At 70.1% G+C, this 20,847-nt stretch carries 15 protein-coding genes; 10 read left to right on the forward strand and 5 right to left on the reverse strand.

The features are described from left to right. Positions 1 to 57 precede the first annotated feature (57 nt). Positions 58 to 3,297, forward strand: coding sequence for a fused isobutyryl-CoA mutase/GTPase IcmF (gene icmF, locus EIZ45_RS36620; protein ID WP_134668223.1), 3,240 nt, complete (start codon positions 58 to 60; stop codon positions 3,295 to 3,297). Between the two features lie 4 nt (positions 3,298 to 3,301). On the opposite strand, the gene EIZ45_RS36625 is transcribed toward icmF, so the two are convergent. Next, positions 3,302 to 4,006, reverse strand: coding sequence for a class I SAM-dependent methyltransferase (locus EIZ45_RS36625; protein ID WP_134668222.1), 705 nt, complete (start codon positions 4,004 to 4,006; stop codon positions 3,302 to 3,304). Between the two features lie 108 nt (positions 4,007 to 4,114). Here EIZ45_RS36625 and EIZ45_RS36630 point away from each other — a divergent pair, with 108 nt between their 5' ends. Beyond that, positions 4,115 to 4,951 (forward strand): LLM class F420-dependent oxidoreductase, encoded by an 837-nt coding sequence (locus EIZ45_RS36630; RefSeq protein WP_134668221.1) that lies wholly within the window; start codon positions 4,115 to 4,117, stop codon positions 4,949 to 4,951. Between the two features lie 49 nt (positions 4,952 to 5,000). Here the strand turns inward: EIZ45_RS36630 and EIZ45_RS36635 are convergent, their stop codons facing one another. Continuing rightward, positions 5,001 to 7,001: an acyl-CoA dehydrogenase gene (locus EIZ45_RS36635; RefSeq protein WP_134668220.1), complete on the reverse strand. Its 2,001-nt coding sequence runs from the start codon at positions 6,999 to 7,001 to the stop codon at positions 5,001 to 5,003. Between the two features lie 164 nt (positions 7,002 to 7,165). Between EIZ45_RS36635 and kstR the strand changes: the two genes are divergently transcribed. The 5 genes from kstR to EIZ45_RS36665 all read left to right on the forward strand — a co-directional run bounded on the left by kstR (position 7,166) and on the right by EIZ45_RS36665 (position 13,797). After that, positions 7,166 to 7,798, forward strand: coding sequence for a cholesterol catabolism transcriptional regulator KstR (gene kstR, locus EIZ45_RS36640; RefSeq protein ID WP_037809922.1), 633 nt, complete (start codon positions 7,166 to 7,168; stop codon positions 7,796 to 7,798). A gap of 676 nt (positions 7,799 to 8,474) precedes the next feature. Continuing rightward, the gene (locus tag EIZ45_RS36650) at positions 8,475 to 11,210 is read left to right on the forward strand and encodes a DEAD/DEAH box helicase (protein ID WP_134668218.1); all 2,736 of its coding nucleotides are present in this window, start codon (positions 8,475 to 8,477) and stop codon (positions 11,208 to 11,210) included. Then, positions 11,210 to 12,364, forward strand: a complete 1,155-nt coding sequence (locus tag EIZ45_RS36655) for an SWIM zinc finger family protein (RefSeq protein ID WP_134668217.1) — start codon at positions 11,210 to 11,212, stop codon at positions 12,362 to 12,364. Before EIZ45_RS36650 ends, EIZ45_RS36655 begins: the two co-directional genes overlap by 1 nt. Positions 12,365 to 12,422: 58 nt before the next feature. Further along, positions 12,423 to 13,244 (forward strand): SDR family NAD(P)-dependent oxidoreductase, encoded by an 822-nt coding sequence (locus tag EIZ45_RS36660; RefSeq protein WP_037809927.1) that lies wholly within the window; start codon positions 12,423 to 12,425, stop codon positions 13,242 to 13,244. 1 nt (position 13,245) lies between these two features. Further along, complete coding sequence (locus EIZ45_RS36665; RefSeq protein WP_134668216.1) at positions 13,246 to 13,797, forward strand: TetR/AcrR family transcriptional regulator; 552 nt, start codon at positions 13,246 to 13,248, stop codon at positions 13,795 to 13,797. 175 nt (positions 13,798 to 13,972) lie between these two features. On the opposite strand, the gene EIZ45_RS36670 is transcribed toward EIZ45_RS36665, so the two are convergent. After that, positions 13,973 to 14,683 (reverse strand): metalloregulator ArsR/SmtB family transcription factor, encoded by a 711-nt coding sequence (locus tag EIZ45_RS36670; RefSeq protein WP_134668215.1) that lies wholly within the window; start codon positions 14,681 to 14,683, stop codon positions 13,973 to 13,975. A 142-nt stretch (positions 14,684 to 14,825) separates the two neighbouring features. Between EIZ45_RS36670 and folE the strand changes: the two genes are divergently transcribed. Further along, the gene (gene folE, locus EIZ45_RS36675) at positions 14,826 to 15,428 is read left to right on the forward strand and encodes a GTP cyclohydrolase I FolE (RefSeq protein ID WP_037809932.1); all 603 of its coding nucleotides are present in this window, start codon (positions 14,826 to 14,828) and stop codon (positions 15,426 to 15,428) included. Here folE and EIZ45_RS36680 read toward each other — a convergent pair. Then, entirely contained in the window at positions 15,392 to 16,630 is a 1,239-nt protein-coding gene (locus EIZ45_RS36680; protein ID WP_134668214.1) for an alpha/beta hydrolase, read from the reverse strand. The genes folE and EIZ45_RS36680 overlap by 37 nt on opposite strands. A 59-nt stretch (positions 16,631 to 16,689) precedes the next feature. Between EIZ45_RS36680 and EIZ45_RS36685 the strand changes: the two genes are divergently transcribed. Both EIZ45_RS36685 and EIZ45_RS36690 read left to right on the forward strand, forming a co-directional pair. Continuing rightward, entirely contained in the window at positions 16,690 to 18,084 is a 1,395-nt protein-coding gene (locus EIZ45_RS36685) for a wax ester/triacylglycerol synthase family O-acyltransferase (protein ID WP_134668213.1), read from the forward strand. A 265-nt stretch (positions 18,085 to 18,349) separates the two neighbouring features. After that, positions 18,350 to 19,714 (forward strand): FAD-binding oxidoreductase, encoded by a 1,365-nt coding sequence (locus tag EIZ45_RS36690; RefSeq protein ID WP_134668212.1) that lies wholly within the window; start codon positions 18,350 to 18,352, stop codon positions 19,712 to 19,714. Positions 19,715 to 19,799: 85 nt separating this feature from the next. On the opposite strand, the gene EIZ45_RS36695 is transcribed toward EIZ45_RS36690, so the two are convergent. After that, the gene (locus EIZ45_RS36695; protein ID WP_051171806.1) at positions 19,800 to 20,741 is read right to left on the reverse strand and encodes an alpha/beta fold hydrolase; all 942 of its coding nucleotides are present in this window, start codon (positions 20,739 to 20,741) and stop codon (positions 19,800 to 19,802) included. Between the last annotated feature and the right edge of the window lie 106 nt (positions 20,742 to 20,847).

A 20,847-nucleotide genomic window follows, 5' to 3' on the forward strand; every position in this document is an offset into this window, starting at 1 on the left:
GCCGGGTCACTTCGGGCTCGGGTTTCCAATAGTAGGAAGTCCTAGTAAATTGGGAGGATGAGCGGCAGCGACCTGTACCGTCCCGCGAACCCGGTCCGGTTCGTCACGGCATCCAGCTTGTTCGACGGCCACGACGCCTCGATCAACATCATGCGCCGGATCCTGCAGTCCCAGGGCGCGGAGGTGGTGCACCTCGGCCACAACCGGTCCGTCGACGAGGTGGCCACGGCCGCGATCGCCGAGGACGTCCAGGGCGTCGCCATCTCCGCCTACCAGGGCGGGCACGTCGAGTACTTCAGCTACCTCGTGGAGCTGCTGAACGAGCGCGGCGCGGGGCACATCAAGGTGTTCGGCGGCGGCGGTGGCGTCATCGTGCGCGAGGAGATCGACCTGCTGCATTCGCGCGGCGTGGCGCGGATCTTCTCGCCGGAAGACGGCTACGAGATGGGCCTGCCGGGCATGATCAACCTGATGATCAAGGAGTGCGACAGCGACCTGTCCGCGCAGCCGCCCGCCTCGGTCGACAAGCTGCTGTCCGGCGACGTTCAGGCGCTTGCCCGGGTGATCACCCAGCTGCAGCGCGAAAACCTGCCGGAGGAATGGCTCACGGCAATCAACGAGGCCGCCGGGAAGAAGCACGTGCCGGTTCTCGGCATCACCGGCACCGGCGGTTCCGGCAAGTCCTCGCTCACCGACGAGCTGATCCGCCGTTTCCGCCTCGACCAGGAAGACAAGCTGCGCATCGCGGTGCTCGCGGTCGACCCGTCGCGGCGCAAGGGCGGCGGGGCGCTGCTCGGCGACCGCATCCGGATGAACTGCCTCGACGGTTCGCCGGTGTACTTCCGTTCGCTCGCCACCCGCACCACCAGCGGCGAGATCCCGACCGGGCTGAGCGAGTCGATCCTCGCCTGCAAGGCGGCCGGATTCGACCTGGTGATCGTGGAGACGCCGGGCATCGGCCAGGGCGACGCGGGCATCGTCGACTACGTGGACGAGTCGCTGTATGTGATGACGCCGGAGTTCGGCGCCGCGTCGCAGCTCGAGAAGATCGACATGCTCGACTTCGCCGACGTGGTCGCGATCAACAAGTTCGAGCGCCGCGGCGCCGAGGACGCGCGTCGTGATGTCGCGCGTCAGCTGGTGCGCAACCGCGAGGCGTTCGGCTCCGCGCCCGAAGAGATGCCGGTGTACGGCACGAGCGCGGCGAAGTTCAACGACGACGGCGTGACCGCGTTGTACCAGCACCTGCGCGACATGCTCGCCGACCGCGGGCTGTCGGTGTCGGCCGGTACGCTGCCGGCGGTTTCGGGCAAGGTCTCGACGGACGCCAGCACGATCATCCCGGGCAACCGGGCGCGCTACCTCGCCGACATTTCCGAGACGGTGCGCGGGTACCACGAGCAGACCGAGAAGCAGGTCGCCGCGGTACGCAAGCGCGAGCACCTCGCCGCGGCCAAGGCCGCGCTGTCCGAAGTGGACGCGAACACCGACGCGCTGGACGGCCTGCTTGCCGCCGCGGAGTCCGATGTGGCCGGCGAGACCACCAAGCTGCTCGAGCGGTTCCAGGCGCTCGCCGCGGAATACCGGCAGGACGAGCTGGTCGTGAAGATCCGCGACAAGGAACTGCACACCCAGCTGTGGCGGGAAACCCTGTCCGGCAACCGGATCCCGCGCGTCGCGCTGCCGCGCTACACCGAGTCCGGCGAGCTGCTTTCCTTCCTGCGCCGGGAAAACCTGCCCGGCTACTTCCCGTACACCGCGGGCGTGTTCCCGTTCAAGCGCGAGGGCGAGGACCCGGCGCGGATGTTCGCCGGCGAGGGCGACGCGTTCCGCACCAACCGCCGGTTCAAGCTGCTGTCGGCCGATTCCGAGGCCAAGCGGCTGTCGACGGCGTTCGACTCGGTCACCCTCTACGGCCACGACCCGGACACCCGCCCGGACATCTACGGCAAGGTCGGCACCTCCGGCGTCTCCATCGCGACGCTGGACGACATGAAGGCGCTCTACGACGGGTTCGACCTGACCGCGCCGAACACCTCGGTGTCGATGACGATCAACGGCCCCGCGCCCACGATCCTCGCGTTCTTCCTCAACACCGCGATCGACCAGAAGTTCGCCGCGTTCCGCGAGGAGCACGGGCGCGAGCCGGCCGCGGACGAGGCGGTGCAGCTGCGCGAATGGGCGTTGCGGAACGTGCGCGGCACCGTGCAGGCGGACATCCTCAAGGAAGACCAGGGCCAGAACACCTGCATCTTCTCCACCGAGTTCAGCCTGCGGATGATGGCCGACATCCAGGAGTGGTTCATCCAGCACGGGGTGCGCAACTTCTACTCGGTGTCGATCTCCGGCTACCACATCGCCGAGGCCGGGGCGAACCCGATCTCGCAGCTGGCCTTCACGCTCGCCAACGGGTTCACCTACGTCGAGTCGTACCTGGCGCGCGGCATGGACATCGACGATTTCGCGCCGAACCTGTCGTTCTTCTTCTCCAACGGGATGGACGCGGAGTACTCGGTGCTCGGCCGGGTCGCACGGCGGATCTGGGCCGTGGCGATGCGCGAGCGGTACGGCGCGAACGACCGGTCGCAGAAGCTCAAGTACCACGTGCAGACGTCCGGCCGGTCGCTGCACGCGCAGGAGATGAGCTTCAACGACATCCGCACCACGCTGCAGGCGCTGTGCGCGCTGTACGACAACGCGAACTCCTTGCACACCAACGCGTTCGACGAGGCGATCACCACGCCTTCGGAGTCGTCGGTGCGGCGTGCGATGGCCATCCAGATGATCATCAACAAGGAGTGGGGCCTGTCGAAGAACGAGAACCCGCTGCAGGGTTCGTTCGTCATCGACGAGCTGACCGACCTGGTCGAGGAGGCCGTGCTCACCGAGTTCGACCGGATCTCCGAACGCGGCGGCGTGCTCGGCGCGATGGAGACCGGCTACCAGCGCGGCCGGATCCAGGACGAATCGCTGCTGTACGAACGCAAGAAGCACGACGGCTCGCTGCCGATCATCGGCGTCAACACGTTCCGCAACCCGAAGGCGGGGGAGGACGACGTCGAGGTGGAGCTGGCCCGCGCGACCGAGGACGAGAAGCAGTCCCAGCTGCGCAGGCTCGCCGAGTTCCAGCAGGGGCACCGCGAGCAGGCCCAGCAGGCGCTCAAGGCGCTGCGCGACGCGGCCACCCGCGGCGGCAACCTGTTCGACGTGCTGATGGATGCCGCGCGGGTGTGCTCGCTCGGTCAGATCACCGAGGCGTTCTTCGAGGTCGGCGGCCAGTACCGGCGCAACGTCTGACCCGTCACGCCCGGTCGGCCGCCAGCCGCCACATCGGGACGAGGACCCGGCCCTGCTCGTCGACGTCCAACGCGTCGAGCGCGGTCGGGTCCGGCTTTTCGTCCTCCGAAACGGCGGCGACCGCGGCGATGAGGCCCTCGCGGCTCATCGCGGTGGTGTAGACGGCTGGTTCGAGCGCGCTGATCGTCCAGCCGTCGCCGACCGTTTCGCGCAGATTCTGCTCGGTAATCCGGTACGGCACCGGGAAGTTCGCCGGCACTGAGTCGGAGAAGCAGAAGATGTTCAGCCGCGCGCCGGGCTTGGTCGCGCGCCCGAGCGCCGCCACGTACGCGTGCCGCTGGTCTTCGTCGAGACAGTGGTAAAGCGCACTGTCGAGGACCGCGTCGAAGCGGCCTTCGTACCCGTCGAGCCGGGTTGCGTCGGCCTGGTCGAAGGTGACCTCCAGGCCGCGCTTCGCGGCGGTTTCGCGGGCCCGTGCGAGCGCGGTCGGCGCGCCGTCGAGACCCGTGACGCGGTGTCCGCGAGACGCGAGGTACAGCGCGTTTTCGCCCAGGCCGCAACCGATGTCGAGCACTTCGCCGCGGAATCCGCCGTCCGCTTCGAGCGCGACCACCGCGGGCTGCGGGCCGGCGATGTCCCACGGGATCTTCTCCCCGATCGGGGTCTTGCCTTGGTACATCTCCTCGAAGTCGACGTCCGTCACGTCCATCCGGAGCCTCCCTATTCAACGGGTGATGATTTAACGCTAGCGGACCGGACCGGTGATCTGTCAACAGCCCGTGGGAATACCTGCCCGATCCGCGGAGTAGAAGGAGGCATGGATTTCGGGATCTCGACGTTCGTGACCGACGAAGGCATCCGGCCCGACGTGCTGGGCGAGGCGGCGGAGGAGCGCGGGTTCGCGTCGCTCTTCCTCGCGGAGCACTCGCACATCCCGGTGAGCCGCGAAACGCCGTACCCCAGCGGGGGCGAGCTGCCGCGCATCTACTACCGCACGCTCGACCCGTTCGTGGCGCTGACCGCGGCCGCGGTGAACACTTCGGAGCTGGTGCTGGGCACCGGCGTCGTGCTGCTGATCCAGCGCGACGTCATCCACACCGCGAAGGAGGTGGCGTCGCTCGACCTGGTGTCGCGCGGACGGTTCGCCTTCGGCGTCGGAGCCGGGTGGAACCGCGAGGAAATGGCCAACCACGGCACCGACCCGAAGACCCGGGGCGCGCTGCTGAACGAGCAGATCGCCGCGTTGAAGGCGATCTGGACCCAGGAGCAGGCGGAGTTCCACGGCAAGCACATCGACTTCGACCCGATCTTCGCGTGGCCGAAGCCGGTGCGGACGCCGCATCCGCCGATCCTGGTCGGCGGCGCGAGCGACGCGGCGCTGAAGCGGCTGATCGAGCACGGCGACGGCTGGATCCCGAACCCCGCGGTGTCGCCGGACGACGTGCGCCGCGTGCGGCAGCAGCTCACCGAAGCGGGCCGCGGGGACATGCCGTCGCAGCTCTTCGGCGGACCGGCCGACGCGGACGCGATCAAGCAGTACGCCGACGCCGGGCTGGACCACTACGGGATCATGCTGCCGACGCTGCCGGAGGCGGAAACGCTGGCGCTGCTGGACGAATACGCCCGACTCGCCGCTGCTTTCCGCGCCGAGTGACGTGCCGTGAAGGACTCCTCGATCGCCTCGAGGAGTCCTTCACGGACGTTCAGCGGGGGAGCCCGAGCACGCGTTCCGCGGCGGCGGAGAGCAGGACCTGCGTGGTGCCGCCCGCGATGGAGAGGCAACGGGTGAGCAGAAACTCTTGCGCCGCTGGGGTTTCCGCGACCAGCTCCGGCGCGAGTTCGAGGGCGAACTCGGCTGTTTCCTGCCGATGCCGCACCCCGAGCAGCTTCGCCACCGACGATTCCGCCCCCGGCCCGAGCCCGTCCAGCCGCCGCAGCGTCGCCCGCAAGTCGAGCACGGAGCATGCGCTGCCTTGTCCGATCAACGCGCCGAGCCGGTCGCGATCCACGTCCTCGGGCGCGGATTCCAGCAGTGCTTCCACGTTCTCACCCACTGCGGATCCGCGGCCCAGCGCGACGCGTTCGTTCGCCAGCGTCGTGCGCGCGAGCTTCCAGCCCGCGCCGGGTTCGCCGACGACATCGGCGTCCGGAACGAAGACGTCGTCCAGGAAAACCTCGTTGAACACGCTCCGCCCGGTGATCTCGCGCAGCGGCCGCGTGGTGATGCCGTCGGCGCGCATGTTGACGAGGAAGTACGTGATTCCCTTGTGCTTCGGCACATCCGGGTCGGTGCGAGCGAGGCAGATCGCCCAATCCGCTTCGTGAGCCAGCGACGTCCACACCTTCTGCCCGGTCAGCAGCCAGCCGCCGTCGGTCCGGCGCGCCACGGTGCGCAACGACGCGAGATCCGAGCCTGCGCCCGGTTCACTGAATAGCTGACACCAGGTCACTTCGCCGCGGAGCGTCGGCTTGGCGAAGCGTTCGCGCTGGTCGTCGGTGCCGTGCGCGAGAATCGTCGGCACTGCCCAGCCGCCGATCACCATGTCCGGCCGCCGGATGTCCGCCGCGGTCAAGGCGGCGTCGATCCGCAGCTGCGTCGCCGCGTCCGCACCCATGCCGTACGGCTGGGGCCAGTGCGGGGCCAGCAACCCCGAGTCCGCGAGCGCGGTGCGGCGGTTTTCTTCCGGCAGGGCAGCGATTTCCGCGACCAGCCGGGTCACCTCGGCATCCTCGCCGACGTTCACCCCGAGCGTCCGCCGCTTCCCGGCCAACGCCAGGTCCGCGGCCCGCTGGCGCCACTTCCGGGAACCGCCGAGCCACTGCCGCAACGCCAACGCGCGCCGCAGGTACAGGTGCGCCTCGTGCTCCCAGGTGAACCCGATCCCGCCGAGCACCTGGATGCAGTCCTTCGCGTTCTCGACGGCAGCGTCCAACGCCACCGCCGCAGCGCTCGCGACGGCCAGCGGGTCGCCGACCGACGAAGCCGCGTCCCATGCCAGCGCCTCGGCCGCTTCGGTGCGGCACAACATCTCCGCGCAGAGGTGTTTCACCGCCTGGAAAGCGCCGATCACCTGGCCGAACTGCTCCCGGACCTTGGCGTACTCGACGGCCGTCGTCAGGCACCAGCGCGCCACGCCCGCCGCTTCCGCGACCGCGAGCGTCGCCGCGAGATCGCGGACGTCCGGCAGGTCCAGCACCTCGCCCGGCACGTCGGCCCTTGCCCGCCCCAGCGACCGGGAAAAGTCGAAGGGCGCCAACGGTTCCACCGCTGTTCCGGGCGGACTCAAGACGTACCGATCACCGCGCGGCACGAGCAACCACGACTTAGCGTCCGCACCCGGTACGGTCGCCGACTCTTCCAACTGCACCGCGACCTGCGCGGTCCCCTCGGCGATCTCGGCGGCGAGTTCCTTCGAATGCTCCGCGAGCAGCAGCCCCGCCAGCGCGGTGCTCAGCAGCGGCCCCGGCACCAGCGCCTCCGCCGCGGCCGCGAGCCCGGCCGCGAGATCCGCGACTGTCCCGTCCGCACCGTTCACCGACGCTGGCAACGCAACGCCGGTAATGCCGAGCGCGGCGAACCCGTCCGGGAGACTGGCCCCCGTGGTTTCGGCCGCGCGCACAGCGGCGACCGGATCGTGTGCCGCCGCCCAATCCCGCACAGCGGCGGCGAGCGCGGTTTGTTCCTCGGTGAGCGCGACCGGCATCGGTCTCCTCCTCGCGGGGTACAGAGCTACTGGCGAGTGTAGAACGTGTTACAGTTTTTCCGCCAGGCGGTCGAGAGTTGAACCTTTCTCCAGGGCAGGTACGCTTAGCCGGAAACTGGAACGAGTTCCGCAAGACGGCTTGCGTGACGACAGAGGGGATTGCGATGCCGGGGAAGGCGAAGACGCCGGCGGCGAAAACGCGGGCGAACGGCCTCGGCGCGATGGGCGAGGAACTGGGCTCCGCGGCCCAGCGGGACCGCCGCCGCCGCATCATCGACGCGACGCTCTCGCTGGCCTCGAAGGGCGGCTACGACGCGGTGCAAATGCGCGCGGTCGCCGAGAAGGCGGACGTCGCGCTGGGCACGCTCTACCGGTACTTCCCGTCGAAGATTCACCTGCTCGTGTCAGGGTTGGCTCAGCAGTTCGAGGCCGCGCACGAGAAGATTCAACGAAGCGCGATCCCCGGCGAAACCCCCGCCGAACGCCTGATGTTCGTCCTGGGCCGCAACACCCGCCTGATGCAGCGCGATCCGCACCTCACCGAGGCGATGGTGCGCGCGTTCATGTTCGCCGACACCTCCGCGGCCGCCGAGGTCGAACTGGTCGGCAGGCTGATGGAAGACATGTTCGCGAGCGCGATGGGCATCGACGACCCCACCGAAGCGGACCGCGACATCTTCCACGTAGTCGCCGATGTGTGGATGGCGAACCTGGTCGCCTGGGTGACCCGCCGCGCCTCCGCCGCCGATGTGGCCAGCCGCCTGGAGCTCTCCGTCCACCTGCTGCTGGACAAATAGCCGCGGGCGTGAGGGCCACCCTGAGGGAATCTGATTCCGTGAGGGTTCCCCTCACGACCCTCGGCTAGCCCGCGACGCCCCGCGACGGCCGTGAGGGACCCCTTCACGGACTTGGATTCCCTCAAGGAGCCCTTCACGGCCCGCTCGCGCCGCCCGCGCCACGCCCGCTTGCCCCGCGCCCACTCGCTTCGCGCCCGCGCACCTCGCGCCTCGCGCCCGCTCGGGATGCCGCCCCAATGCGGCATTGGGTGCATCCCTCGCACCGAACGCCACATTGGGTGCGTCCCACGCACCGAACGCCACATTGGGTGCGTCCCACGCACCGAACGCCACATTGGGTGCATCCCACGCACCGAACGCCACATTGGGTGCATCCCACGCACCCAATGCCACTTTGGGTGCGTCACATGCACCCAATGCCACATTGGGGCGCAAGCCCCCACCTCAAGCAAACCGCCGCCGATGCACTCAACTGTCGGTGCACCCACACCACCCCCGCACCCCGATACGAAGCTCTCCTGCGGTCTGAGGGTGCTTGTCAAGGCATCTTTCCCGCCTTGACAAGCACCCTCAGACCGTCAGCACAATCAAGCTTCGGGGTGCCCCGCGCAACCACAAGCGATGTCGCCGCCAGGCGACGAGCAAAACTGTCAGACCCGAACGTTACGGTGCTGGAGTGGAGTTCGACCAGACCACCCAAGCCACCTACCTCCCCTCGGATCCCCCGCGAGAGGGAGTCCTGGCGCTGTGGGGCGACGAGATCGAGGGAGACACCCCGATCCAGCTAGTCCTGCCCGGCGGCGGAAAATTCTCCCGCACCGAGGTCATGGCGAGACTCGTCCCACTGGAGAAAGCGATCCCCCGCCTCCTCGTAGTACCGGACGAAACCAGCCCCGCGCTGTCAGCCTGGTCAGCAGTAGTCAACGCCGGAGTGAACCTGGTAGCGCGCGGCCGCCTGCGTCCAGCGTCCACCCCGAGCGGCCTGGGCACCTGGCGAGTAGGCCCCCTCGACGCATCCGACGAAGAACTCCTCCGCGGACTAGCCGCCGCATTGCCGCCCGAAGCACACGCCCTCCCCCTATCCGGCGTGAAACGAATCCGCCTGCACTCACCGGAATCCCTGGTCCGCGCGGTATGGGACGCGGCAGCGGACGTCCTCGTGCGGAGCCCGGCCGCAACGATCGGCTCCGGCGGCGCAGCATTCGCGGAATCACAGCCCACCCTGCTGGACCCAGACGGCGCGGCCTGGCTCACCGAACTGGAAGCCCGCAGCCCAGACGGCGCACAACTATTGCTGCGGATCGAAGCGACCGACGAGGAATTCGCCGGAGTCCTCGCCGTCCGCTCGACCCTGGAACCGAGCCTGGTCGTCGAAGCGGCCACCCTCTGGGACGCGCCCGAAGCGGTCCTGCACCGGCTGGGCGACCAGGTCGAAACGCAGCTCCTGCTGGGCCTGAGGCGAGGCGCCCGAGCCTGGCCGCCGCTGGGCCGGATCCTGTCCGAACCCGCACCCACCACGCTCCCGCTCACGGACGACGAGGTAGTCGACCTGCTCGGCACCGGCGCGCGTGACCTGGGCGGCGCGGGCATCGAAGTCCTGTGGCCCAAGGATCTTTTCGCCGGAGAAGTACGGGCGAAGGCGAGCGTCACGCAGGCTCCGGCGAGCGAATCCGGTCCCGCGTTCCCGCTCAACGGCCTGCTGGAGTTCCGCTGGCGGCTCAGTCTCGGCGGCAGCGAGCTCACCGACGAGGAGGTCGCGGCGCTCGCCGAAGCCAAACGTCCGCTGGTCCGGTTGCGCGGGCAGTGGGTGAAGCTCGATCCCGCCTTGCTGGCCCGGATGCGGGCCCGGCGCTCGAGGCTCACCGGTGCGGAAGCGTTGGCCGCCGCGCTCACTGGCGAGCTGGAGGTCGACGGCGAACGAGTCGAGTTCGCCCCGCAACCAGCACTGTCCGGGCTCGCCGAGCGGTTGCGGGAGAGGGAACCCGCGCCGGTCGAGGAACCAGCTGGGCTCACCGCCACCCTGCGGCCGTATCAACGGGCTGGGCTCGGCTGGCTCATCGCGATGACCGAACTCGGCCTCGGCGCCTGCCTCGCCGACGATATGGGGCTGGGCAAGACAATCCAGCTCATCGCCCTGCACCTGCACCGCCGCGCGCAGGCAGCGGGCCCCACGCTCGTGCTGTGCCCGACGTCGTTGCTGGGCAACTGGGAACGCGAGTTCGGCAAGTTCGCGCCGGACGTGCCGGTGCGCCGCTTCCACGGCGGCGGACGGCATCTCGACGACCTGGCCCCGGACGAGGTCGTGCTCGCCACGTACGGGGTGCTGCGCCGCGACCGGGAGCTGCTGTCCGAAGTGGACTGGGGCATGGTCGCCGCGGACGAGGCGCAACACGTCAAGAATCCGTTGTCCGCCACGGCGAAAGAACTGCGGCAGGTACCGGCGGCGGCCCGCGTCGCGCTCACCGGCACGCCGGTGGAGAACCGGCTCACCGAACTGTGGTCGCTGCTCGACTGGACCACGCCGGGGCTGCTCGGTCCGCTGGAGAAGTTCCGCCGCACCGTGGCGCGGCCGATCGAACGGGACCGGGACGAGACGGTCACCGGAAGGCTCGCCGCGACGGTCCGTCCGTTTCTGTTGCGCCGCCGCAAAACCGACCCGGACATCGCGCCGGAACTGCCGCGGAAAACCGAGACCGACCGGTACGTCCCGCTCACCGCCGAGCAGACCACGCTGTACGAGGCGGTGGTGCGGGAGAACCTCGCGCAGATCCGGGAAGCACAAGGGGTTCAGCGGCGCGGCCAGGTGCTGAAGCTGCTCACCGAACTCAAGCAGATCTGCAACCACCCGGCGCACTACCTCAAGGAAAGCAGCGGCGCGCTGAGCGGACGGTCGGGCAAGCTCGCCGCGTTCGAGGAACTGCTGGACGTCATCCTCGACGAGGGCGAGAGCGTGCTGGTGTTCAGCCAGTACGTGCGGCTGTGCCGGTTGCTGGAGCGGCGGCTCGCCGAACGCGGGCTGCCCACCGCGCTGCTGTCCGGCGAGGTCGGGCCGAAGCAGCGCGACGAGATGGTGGCCGCGTTCCAGTCCGGCGAGGTGCCGGTGTTCCTGTTGTCGCTCAAGGCGGGCGGCGTCGGGCTCAACCTCACCCAGGCCACGCACGTGATCCACTACGACCGCTGGTGGAACCCGGCGGTGGAGGACCAGGCCACCGACCGCGCGTACCGGATCGGGCAGGACCGGCCGGTGCAGGTGCACCGGCTGATCGCCGAGGGCACGCTGGAGGAACGCGTCGCCGCGGTGCTGGAAACCAAGCGCGGGCTGGCCGACGCGGTCGTCGGGGCGGGGGAGGACTGGATCACCGAACTGTCCGACGACCAGCTCGCCGACCTGGTCCGGCTCGGGAGCGGCTGATGCCGCCGCGGCGGACGTTCGGCCACCGGTGGTGGGGCCGGGCGTGGGTGGAGGCGCTGGAGCAGCGCGCCAAACTCGATCCGAACCGGCTGCCGCGCGGGCGGACGTACGCGCGTAAGGGCGTCGTGGACCAGCTGGCGATCAGCGCGGGCGAGATCACCGCGTGGGTGCGGGGAAGCCGCCCGGATCCGTACCGGGTCGCGATCCGGATGCGCGAGTTCAGCGCGTCGGAATGGGACAAGCTGCTCGACGTCGCCGGTCGCCGCCTCGGGCACGCCGCGGCCCTGCTCGACGGCGAACTGCCCGAGGAACTGGCCGTCCAGTCGCGGGAGGCCGGGGCCGACCTGCTGCCCGGACCAGGCGATCTGCGGCCGCGCTGTTCCTGTCCGGACAGCGCGAATCCGTGCAAACACGTGGCGGCGGTGTACTACCTGGTCGCCGACGAGGTGGACGCCGATCCGTTCGTGCTGTTCACCCTGCGCGGCCGGGGCCGGGACGAGGTTTTGGCTCAACTGCGCGAATTGCGGACCCCCAGTGCCGCTCGCCCGGCTCGCGCGCCGGAGGTCGGGCTGACGCCGAAAAAGGCGTACGCACGGCGGATCGCGCCGCTGCCGCCGTTGCCCGCGATTCCCGGCGAACCCGGTCCGCCCGCCGTGCTCGACCTCGACCCGCCCGCGCGCTCCGGCCTGACGTCCGCCGGCCTCGCCGCCCTGGCCGCCGACGCCGCGTCGCTCGCGCTAGACCTGCTGCATGCCCGGGATGCCTTGGCGGACTTGACTTTCGCCGAGGACCTGGCGCGTCGAGCCGCCCGGCCGGGCGCGGACGTGTTCGGGCTGGCCGCTGCCGCCGAGGTCGCGCCGTCGGAGCTGATCGTGTCGGCACAGGCATGGCGAGAAGCGGGCCGCAGCGGGCTCGCGGCACTGCGGGACGTGTGGAGCCCCGGCCCCGGACCGTTGGCGGCGGCTCGGGCGGAACTCGCGGAGTTGGCGGGGGAGGTGAAGGTGTGGCGCAACCGGGTGACGGCCGGGCCAGTGCAGCTGCGATACGGACGGGACAGCCGGTGGTACCGATTCGTGCGCGTCGCGGGGCAGTGGTGGCCGGACGGACCTCCGGCCGAGCAGCCGGTCGATCTCGCTTACCCCGCGGAGAGCTGAATCGCTTACGGAGAGTAAAACGAGACGGTACGTCTCGTTTCGTGCTAGCGTCGGCGGCATGACGAGAACATGGGTGATCACCGGGGCGAGCCGCGGCCTGGGGCAGGCGCTGGCTTTGGCCGCGGCGGAGGCGGGCGACCGAGTGCTGGCGACCGTCCGCACGCCGGGCAGCGCGCCGGAACACCGGAACGTCGTGGAGCACGTGCTCGACGTACGGGACCGGGCCGCCGCGCGGGAAACCGTGCAGCGGGCCGTGGCCGAGTTCGGCCGGCTGGACGTCGTGGTGAACAACGCCGGGTACGGACTGGTCGGCATGGCTGAGGAGGTAAGCGAGGAGGAAGCGCGGAACATTCTGGAGACGAACCTGCTGGGCGCGTTGTGGCTGACCCAAGCCGCGCTGCCGGTGTTGCGCGAGCAGAAATCGGGGCACGTCGTGCAGATCTCTTCGGTCGGCGGTGCCGGTTCGGTGCCGGGATTCGGGCTGTACAACGCGAGCAAATGGGGCCTGGAGGGGATGAGCGAGGCGATCGCGCAGGAGGTCGCGGAGTTCGGCGTGCGCGTGAGCATTGTCGAACCGGGCGGGATGGACACCGAATGGGCGACCGGCAGCATGCGGTTCACCGCCCCGAACCCGGCGTACGACGGGTTGCGCGAGCGGATGTTCGGCACGACGACCGTCCCGTGGGCGACCGCCGGCACCGGCGGCGGCACTCCGCCCGCCGAGATCGCCGCGGAGATCCTGCAGCACGTCAACGACCCCGCCGACCAGCGCCTGCGCGTCCTGACCGGTGCCGATGCCCCCGGAATGGTCGCGGCAGCACTGTCCGGACGGCTGACGGATTACCGTCAGGACAAGCGTTTCTCCGACGCGGAGATCTGAGATGGCACGCGCCAGCACCCGAGCCCGAGTGCACGCCGCGGTGCTCTCCCTCGCCGCCGAATCCGGTTTCGGCGGCCTGACCATGGAGGGCATCGCGGCCCGCGCCGGTGCCGGGAAGCAAACGCTGTACCGCACATGGTCCTCGCCCGCCGCGGTGCTGCTTGACGCGCTGCTGGAGCAAAGCCTCGACGCTTCCGGCGAAGTCGCCATCCCGAACACCGGCGATCTTCGAGCGGATCTGGAAACCCTGGTCCGCGGCATGATCGCCGAACTGACTGATCCGGCGACCGACCGCCTGCTCCGCGCGGTGACCGCCGAACTGCAAACCGATCCGGCCATCGGCGCCGAAGTCCTGGACCGCCTGCTGGGCCCGCAACTGCGCGCGATCGCCGACCGCCTGGCCCGCGCCGAAGTCGCATGCCCGGAAGACGGCGCGGAACTGCTGCTGGGCCCGGTTTTCCACCGCTGGCTCCTGCGCACCCGGCCGTTCACGGAGGACTGGCCCGCCGCCCACGTGGAAAGGGTGCTGCGCGCGGTGTCGCCGGGCGGCTAGTTTCGCGTCGGGCACTGCGTACTGCTGAGTGCTGACCGCGCGGTGCCACGGAACAAGGCTGATTCTCCGCAGCAGAACCAGCCCGGAGACGATTCGCGCGCCGCTTGGCGACCTCGCTGGCGCCCCTGCGCGGAGATTCAGCCGGGAGCTCGATCCGAACCGCGCGCAGGCCAGGTCAGCTACCGGCTGACTCGGTCCCCCGAAGCTCCACGCAACACCCGCCGTCGCGCGGCGCGACCCGGGCTGTCGTCACCCCGGGGACCTGGAGTCCTTCCACGACGCCGCTCAAGAACCGGTCCGTCATCCCGCACACCAGGTCCGGTGCGCGGCCGGCCAGCGGCTGGAACGGGCAGTTGCGCAGGCGCAGGCACACCGGCGTCTCGCGGTTCGGCTCGAAACCATGCCGGGCCAAAACCGTGCTCGTCAGGGTCAGTCCGCGTTCCGTGCCCAGCCGACCTGGGCGGGAGCGTTCGCGTTCGGCGGCTCCGGCGGCGGCGCCGTGCCGTCCGGCCTCGCGCAGGGCGGCGTCCCTGGCCGGTTCGCCGGGGGCCGCCGACGCGACCGCGTCCACCAGGATCGCGGCCAGGACGTCCGGCTGCCGGGGCGGGATGGAGATCGCGAAGTCGGTCGCGGCGGGTTCGTAGACCTTCGGGGCGCGGCCCACCTTGCGGACGCCGCCGACGGTCTCGTAGCGGGCGCGCAGGAGGCCGGCCGTCACGAGTTTGTCCAGGTGGAACGCGGCCAGCTTGCGCGAGATGCCGACCGCCGCGGCCGCCTCCTCGCGCGTCACCGGGCGGCCGGCGTCGCGGATGAAGGCGTACATCCCCCGGCGCAGGTCCTCGTCCAGCGCCGCTACCGCGCGGATGGTCGCCAGGTCACTCGTCACACACCCACGATAACGCCCAGCGAGGTTCCCGGAACCCTCCACCTGGCTTGTTCACCTGGTCACATTGACTCCGCCGGGCAATAAGACAAAGATTTATCGGCGAAACCCTGTCCTGTCGCCGCCTGAAGCCCGAGGATCGCCCATGCAGTCGTCCGGAACCGCCCTCCGCGTCGTCCACGAGCCCGTCCCCGGCTTCGACCTGGCCGCGGCCGAAAACGCGGCGGGGGACTTCCTGCGCGCGCTCGGCATCAGCCTCGACTCGGAGAGCCTGCGCGGCACCCCCGGCCGGATGGCCCGCGCGTACGCCGAGCTGTTCACGCCGCGCGCGTTCGACCTCACCACGTTCCCCAACGACGAGGGCTACGACGAACTGGTGCTGGCCCGCGACATCCCGGTCCGGTCGGTCTGCGAACACCACCTGCTGCCGTTCATCGGGGTCGCGCACGTCGGGTACCTGCCGGGCGAGCGGATCCTGGGACTGTCGAAGCTGGCGCGGGTCGTCGAGCATTTCGCGTGCCGGCCGCAGGTGCAGGAACGCCTGACGAAGCAGATCGCGGGCTGGCTCGGCGACCAGCTGTCCCCGAAGGGCGTCGGTGTGGTGATCGAGGCCGAACACACCTGCATGACCCTGCGCGGCGTGCAGGCGACCGGCTCGTCCACGGTGACGTCCACTTTGATGGGCACGCTGCGTGAGGACGCCCGGTCGCGTCAGGAGTTTTTCTCGTTGACCGGGGTCAACGCCTGAGCGTGGGTCCAGTCGAGGAAGTGTTCGACCCCGCGCACCACGTGGGCGCTGCGGATTGACGGGAACACGTCGAACGCGTGCTGTGCCCCCGCGAGTTCCGCGTACGCCACCGGATGGGCGGATTTAGCGCGCAGCCGGGCGACGAACTCCCGCGCCTCCGCGACCGGGACGAGTGAATCGTGCTTGCCGTGGATCACGAAGAACGGCGGTGCGTCCTCGGCGATCCGGTCCATCGGGGACGCGGCGAGGTAGTCGTCCAGCCGGTGCTCCGGCGCGAACACCCTGCGCGCCATCAGGCTTTCCAGGCGGTACCGGCTTTCCTCCTCGCCGGTCGACGCGGCGATGTCGTACACGCCGTAGTGCGGCACGCAGGCCTGCACGCTCGTGTCCGCCTCCTCGAACCCGGGCTGCAGCGCCGGGTCGTTCTGGGTCAGCGCGAGCAGTGCGGCCAGGTGCCCGCCCGCCGAACCGCCGGTCACCGCGACGAAGCGCGGGTCGCCGCCGTACTCGGCGATGTGTTCGCGGATCCAGGCGAGCGCTTGCTTGGCCGCCACGATGTGCGCCGGCCAGCGCGACGCGGGGGAGAGCGGGTAGTTGATCGCGACGCAGACCCAGCCGCGTCGGGCGAGGTGGCGCATCAGCGGCAGGCCCTGCTGTTCCTTGTTGCCGATCGTCCACGCGCCGCCGTGGATCTGCAGCAGCACCGGGGCGTCGCGGACGGTTTCGCGCGGACGGTAGACGTCCAGCAGGAACCGTTTGCCGCCGGGGGCGTACGCGACGTTCCGGTCGCGCACGACGTCCGGCTCGTGCATCCGGAACGGCATCAGCAAGCGTCCCCACGGCGTCGAGAAGTCCGAGGGGTTCTCCAGGCTGTCCCGGTAGTCCTCGCCGAGCGCTTCGACGAGCGCGGCCTCGACTTCGAGGCGCGCCTTCAGCGAGGTCCCGATGAGCGACGCGAAACCGGCCGCGGACAGCCCGGCCAGCGCCAGCCCGATCCGGTCGCTCGGGCGGCGGACCCCGTGGCGCGCGACGTGCTGCACGGTGTCGGCCGCGGTGAGCGCGAGCAGGTGCGGCGCGAGTTCGCCGGTGAGCCAGCCGGCGAAGAACACCGGGATCGAGGTCGGCCGCGGTTTCGGCGGCCGCAGGGCGAGTGCGGCGAGACCGAGCTGCGCCGCCCGGCGGGTCACGAAGTCCGGTTTCACCTGCCCGATGCTACCTCCGCCGAGCGCCGTCGCCAGGGTTCTGCCTTACGCTGGAAGACATGCAGCGACTGAGCGGGCTGGACGCGAGCTTCCTCTACCTGGAGACGCCCTCGCAGGTCCTGCACGTCTGCGGCCTGCTCACCCTCGACGGTTCGACCATGCCCGGCGGCTACGCGTTCCCCGAGTTCAAGCGCCGCCTCGCCGAACGCGTCGCGGTGATCCCGGCGTTCCGCCGCAAACTCCACAATCCGCTCTGGAACCTGAACCATCCGGTGTGGGTCGAGGACGAGGATTTCGACCTCGACAACCACGTGCACCGCATCGGCCTGCCCGCGCCGGGCGACGACCGCGAGCTCGCCGAGATGTGCGCGCACATCGCCGGGCAGCGGCTCGACCGCGCGCATCCGCTGTGGCAGTGCTACGTGATCGAGGGCCTGTCGGACGGGCGGCTGGCGGTGCTGCTGAAAATGCACCACGCGAGCGTCGACGGCGTCGGCGGGGCCAGCCTGATCGGCTACCTCGCCGGTCTCGAACCCGACGCGCCGCTGCCGGAGCTGCCCGACGACGAGCGCGAGAACGACGGTCTCCCCACCCGGTTGCGGCTGCTGCGCGAGAGCGCCGATTCGCTGCTGCACCGACCGTTCGAGATCGCCCGGCTGCTGCCCGAGCTGCTGGGCCTGGTGCCGAAGTGGGCGATGAAAACTGTGCGCGGCAAGGGAATGCCGGTGCCCTTCACCGCGCCGCGGACCTCGCTGAACGGCACCATCACCGGCCACCGTTCGGTCGCCTTCGCGCAGTTCGACCTCGACGCGGTGAAGCAGGTGAAGGACGCTTTCGGCGTCACCGTGAACGACGTGGTGCTGGCGCTGGTTTCCGGTGCCCTGCGGCAATTCCTGCTCGGCCGCGGCGAACTGCCGGGCGACCCGCTGGTGGCGACGGTTCCGGTGTCGGTGCACGAACGCACGGAACGCGATCGCGGCAGCAACCGGGTTTCGGCCTTTTTCGCTTCGCTGCCCACGCATTTGCCCGACCCGGCGGCGCGGGTGTTCTTCCTGGCCGAGGCGAACCGGCGGGCGAAGGACCACCATTACGACATCGACGCCGACATGCTCGCCGACTGGGCCCAGTTCTCCCCGGCGACGGTGTTCGGGCTGGGCGTGCGCGCGTATTCGGCGCTGCGGCTGGCCGAACGGCACCCGGTGGTGCACAACCTGATCATCTCGAATGTGCCCGGGCCGCCGATGCCGCTGTATTTGCTGGGCGCGCGGATCACCGGCCTGTATCCGCTGGGGCCGGTGTTCCACGGGGCGGGGCTCAACATCACGGTGCTGTCGAACGACGGCAAGGTGGGCGTCGGGTTGTTGGGGGCCAAGGAATTGGTGAAGGACCTGTGGCCGCTGGCGGACGCGTTGCCGGAGGCGATGGACGAGCTGAGCAAGGCCGCGCCGGTCTGATCGAGGACGCGCGGAATGCCGATGCTGTCCGCCGTCGCTCGAAGTCCACTGTGGACACCTGAGACCGCAGGGTCCTGACCGGAACCAGGTGGAAGTTCCGCGGGTAGGCGATGAGTGCACAGTGCACTGCGCCTAGCGGAAGCCGGTGCGCAGTGTCGTTCTCGTCGCCGCCGTGGCTGCCGACAATGAGGCACGAGGCAACCGCCCACGCCTTGGCCCGGAGCACGAAGCGGCACAGGCCCCTCCAGAAGGAAATCGGGACAGCATGAGGACCGACGGCACGAAATACAGCAACTTCAGCGGCTGGATCGACCGGCCGGACGACGTGCGGCCCGCGCTGGACGGTGATCTCACCTGCGACATCGCGGTCATCGGCGGTGGCATGGGCGGCATGGCGGCCGCGCTGCGCCTCGCGGAGCGCGACCAGGACGTGGTCCTGCTGGAGGCCGAGTTCTGCGGCTACGGCTCGGCCTCGCGCAACGGCGGTCAGATCGCCGGTGCTCCGGGCGGTGACCTGCGGATGCTCAGCGTCCAGTCCCCGAAGAAGATGCCGGTCATGGTCAAGCTGGCCGAGCACGCGGGCCACTACGTGGAAGACCTCATCAAGACGCACGCCATCGACTGCGACTACGTGCCGAACGGCCTGGTCTGGGGTGCGGTCTCGCCCCTCATGATGCTCCGGGTGCGCACTCAGGCGGCGGTCCTGCGCGCCTTCGGCGGGCAGGGGACCGTCGGCAGCCGGGAGGAACTCGGCCTCCCCGCCGGCTTCGTGGGCGGGATGCGGGAATCCATCGGCGGGATGCTGAACCCGGGCAAGCTCGCCCGCGGGGTCCGCCGCGCGCTGCTCGCCTCCTCGGCCAGGGTCTTCGAGCAGTCGCGGGTGAGCGACGTCCGGCGGACCGGCCGCGTCGTCGAGATCACCACACCGCACGGCACCGTGCGGGCCGACAAGGTGGTGCTCGCGACCAGCGTCTACGGCGGCGAGTGGGACATCACGCCCAAGAACCTCGCGACCCCGCTGTACGTCATCGAGGCCGAGTCGGAACCCATCGCGCCGGAGCGGCTCGCCGAGCTGGGCTGGACCAGCCGGTCCGGCATCATCACCCAGCACCAGCTGATGACCCACTACCGGCTCACCGAGCGCAACACCATTGTCTGCGGGGTGCGCCAAGCGCAGCGCGGCCCGACCTTTCCGCTCCCGAACCGGGTCCCGGACCCCATTGTCGTGCAGGACATGGGGAAGGATCTGGCGAATCGGTTCCCGTCGCTGTCCGACGTGGCCATCGAGCGGGCCTGGGGCGGGTGGATCGGCATCAGCCCGGACTGGCTGGCGGTCGCCGGGCAGGTGGGCGACAACGTCTTCTACTCGATGGCCTGCAACGGCCACGGCCTCTGTCAGGTGCCGTACGTGGCCCACCAGCTCGCCGACTACATCGTCGACGGCGAGATGCCGGACGACCTCGCCGGCATCTGGTCGGACGCCGCGAAGTATTCGCCGTCGATGTCGCTGCTGCTGCAGCCGTTCGTTCTCCGAGTCGTGTGGAGGCTGGACCGGTTCAACGACTTCTTCAACGGCAGCAAGACCCTGGCGCGACGGGTGCTCCGTCGTCGCAGGCGAGGGAACTCCTGAAGGTTCGGGCAGCGCCTGATCTGTGCCGGCCTGGTGCGAGATCGCCGCCCGCCCGGCAATCCCTCCTGGTAGCTGGCGACAGAGCCTAGGCCGAGTCCGCGATCTCCGCCGCCCGCTCCTGTCCGCCGATCGCCGCCTGCACCGAGGTGCACGCCGCCATCAGCGCCGCCACGAACTGGTCCGCCGCGAACACGCACGCGGTATGCCCCGCCGGGATCTCGTACGTCGCCGCCCCCGGGATCCGCCGCGCCAGGCTCCGCTGATGCGCGGGCGCGATGAACCCGTCGCGCGAGGTCACCACGACGGCCGTCGGCAGGGTCAGGGTGTGCAGCCACGGCGTCGAGTCGAAGCGGCCGATCTCGTCCAGCGCGACCGCGATCGCCCACGGGCTCGTCGAGCGGAATTCCTCCAGCGCCCACCGGTGGTCCTCCAGCCGGGCGAGGCGTTCACGGCGGGGTTCGCCGGGGACCAGGCCGATGCGGGCCTGGTCGCGCAGCAAATGCAGGGTGCGGCCGAACAGGTCGAGCGCCACGCGTTGCCGGACGCCGCGGCGGAAGTTGCTCGCCGTCGAGCACAGGACCAGGCCGGTGACGCGGTCGGGATAGCGGTGGGCGGTCAGCTGGCCCACCATGCCGCCCATCGAGTAGCCCGCGACCATGAACTCGTCGATGCCCAGCGCGTCCGCGACCGCGACCACGTCGTCCGCGCAGTCCTCGAGGCTGAAGTCGTGCGAGCGGATGCCCTGGCCGTGCCAGCGCTGATCGAATACCACCACCCGGTGGTTCGCCGACAGCCGTTTCAGCACGGGATACCAGGTGAGCAGCCCGGTGCAGGCGACCGAGTGCAGCAGGAGCACCGCAGGTGCGTGCCGGGGGCCGACGTCGACCACGACGGTTTGGCCGCGGCCGGGCAGGGACAGCGGCTTCGGGTCGGGGACGCCCGCGGTGGGCGGGATGGTCGCGAGTTTCCGCGTTGCTTGCCAGCCGACGTCGCCCAGCGCTGATTTGAGAACTTGTTCCGCACCCACGTCGGCGTGCCACCCCTCTCCGCTTCGCGGTCGATCCACCGCTCGGGCCCCGGTCCCGGGGGTTGCCGAGCCAGCCCATTCCGGCTAAAAATAGAACGTGTTCCAC

The organism is Amycolatopsis sp. CFH S0740 (assembly GCF_004522315.1).
Taxonomy (GTDB): Bacteria; Actinomycetota; Actinomycetes; order Mycobacteriales; family Pseudonocardiaceae; genus Amycolatopsis; species Amycolatopsis nivea.

What these genes read in the sequence shown, in the direction of transcription:
- icmF (WP_134668223.1), top strand. Translation starts at nt 58, where the DNA reads ATGAGCGGCAGCGACCTGTACCGTCCCGCGAACCCGGTCCGGTTCGTC.
- EIZ45_RS36625 (WP_134668222.1), bottom strand. Translation starts at nt 4,006, where the DNA reads ATGGACGTGACGGACGTCGACTTCGAGGAGATGTACCAAGGCAAGACC.
- EIZ45_RS36630 (WP_134668221.1), top strand. Translation starts at nt 4,115, where the DNA reads ATGGATTTCGGGATCTCGACGTTCGTGACCGACGAAGGCATCCGGCCC.
- EIZ45_RS36635 (WP_134668220.1), bottom strand. Translation starts at nt 7,001, where the DNA reads ATGCCGGTCGCGCTCACCGAGGAACAAACCGCGCTCGCCGCCGCTGTG.
- kstR (WP_037809922.1), top strand. Translation starts at nt 7,166, where the DNA reads ATGCCGGGGAAGGCGAAGACGCCGGCGGCGAAAACGCGGGCGAACGGC.
- EIZ45_RS36655 (WP_134668217.1), top strand. Translation starts at nt 11,210, where the DNA reads ATGCCGCCGCGGCGGACGTTCGGCCACCGGTGGTGGGGCCGGGCGTGG.
- EIZ45_RS36660 (WP_037809927.1), top strand. Translation starts at nt 12,423, where the DNA reads ATGACGAGAACATGGGTGATCACCGGGGCGAGCCGCGGCCTGGGGCAG.
- EIZ45_RS36665 (WP_134668216.1), top strand. Translation starts at nt 13,246, where the DNA reads ATGGCACGCGCCAGCACCCGAGCCCGAGTGCACGCCGCGGTGCTCTCC.
- folE (WP_037809932.1), top strand. Translation starts at nt 14,826, where the DNA reads ATGCAGTCGTCCGGAACCGCCCTCCGCGTCGTCCACGAGCCCGTCCCC.
- EIZ45_RS36685 (WP_134668213.1), top strand. Translation starts at nt 16,690, where the DNA reads ATGCAGCGACTGAGCGGGCTGGACGCGAGCTTCCTCTACCTGGAGACG.
- EIZ45_RS36690 (WP_134668212.1), top strand. Translation starts at nt 18,350, where the DNA reads ATGAGGACCGACGGCACGAAATACAGCAACTTCAGCGGCTGGATCGAC.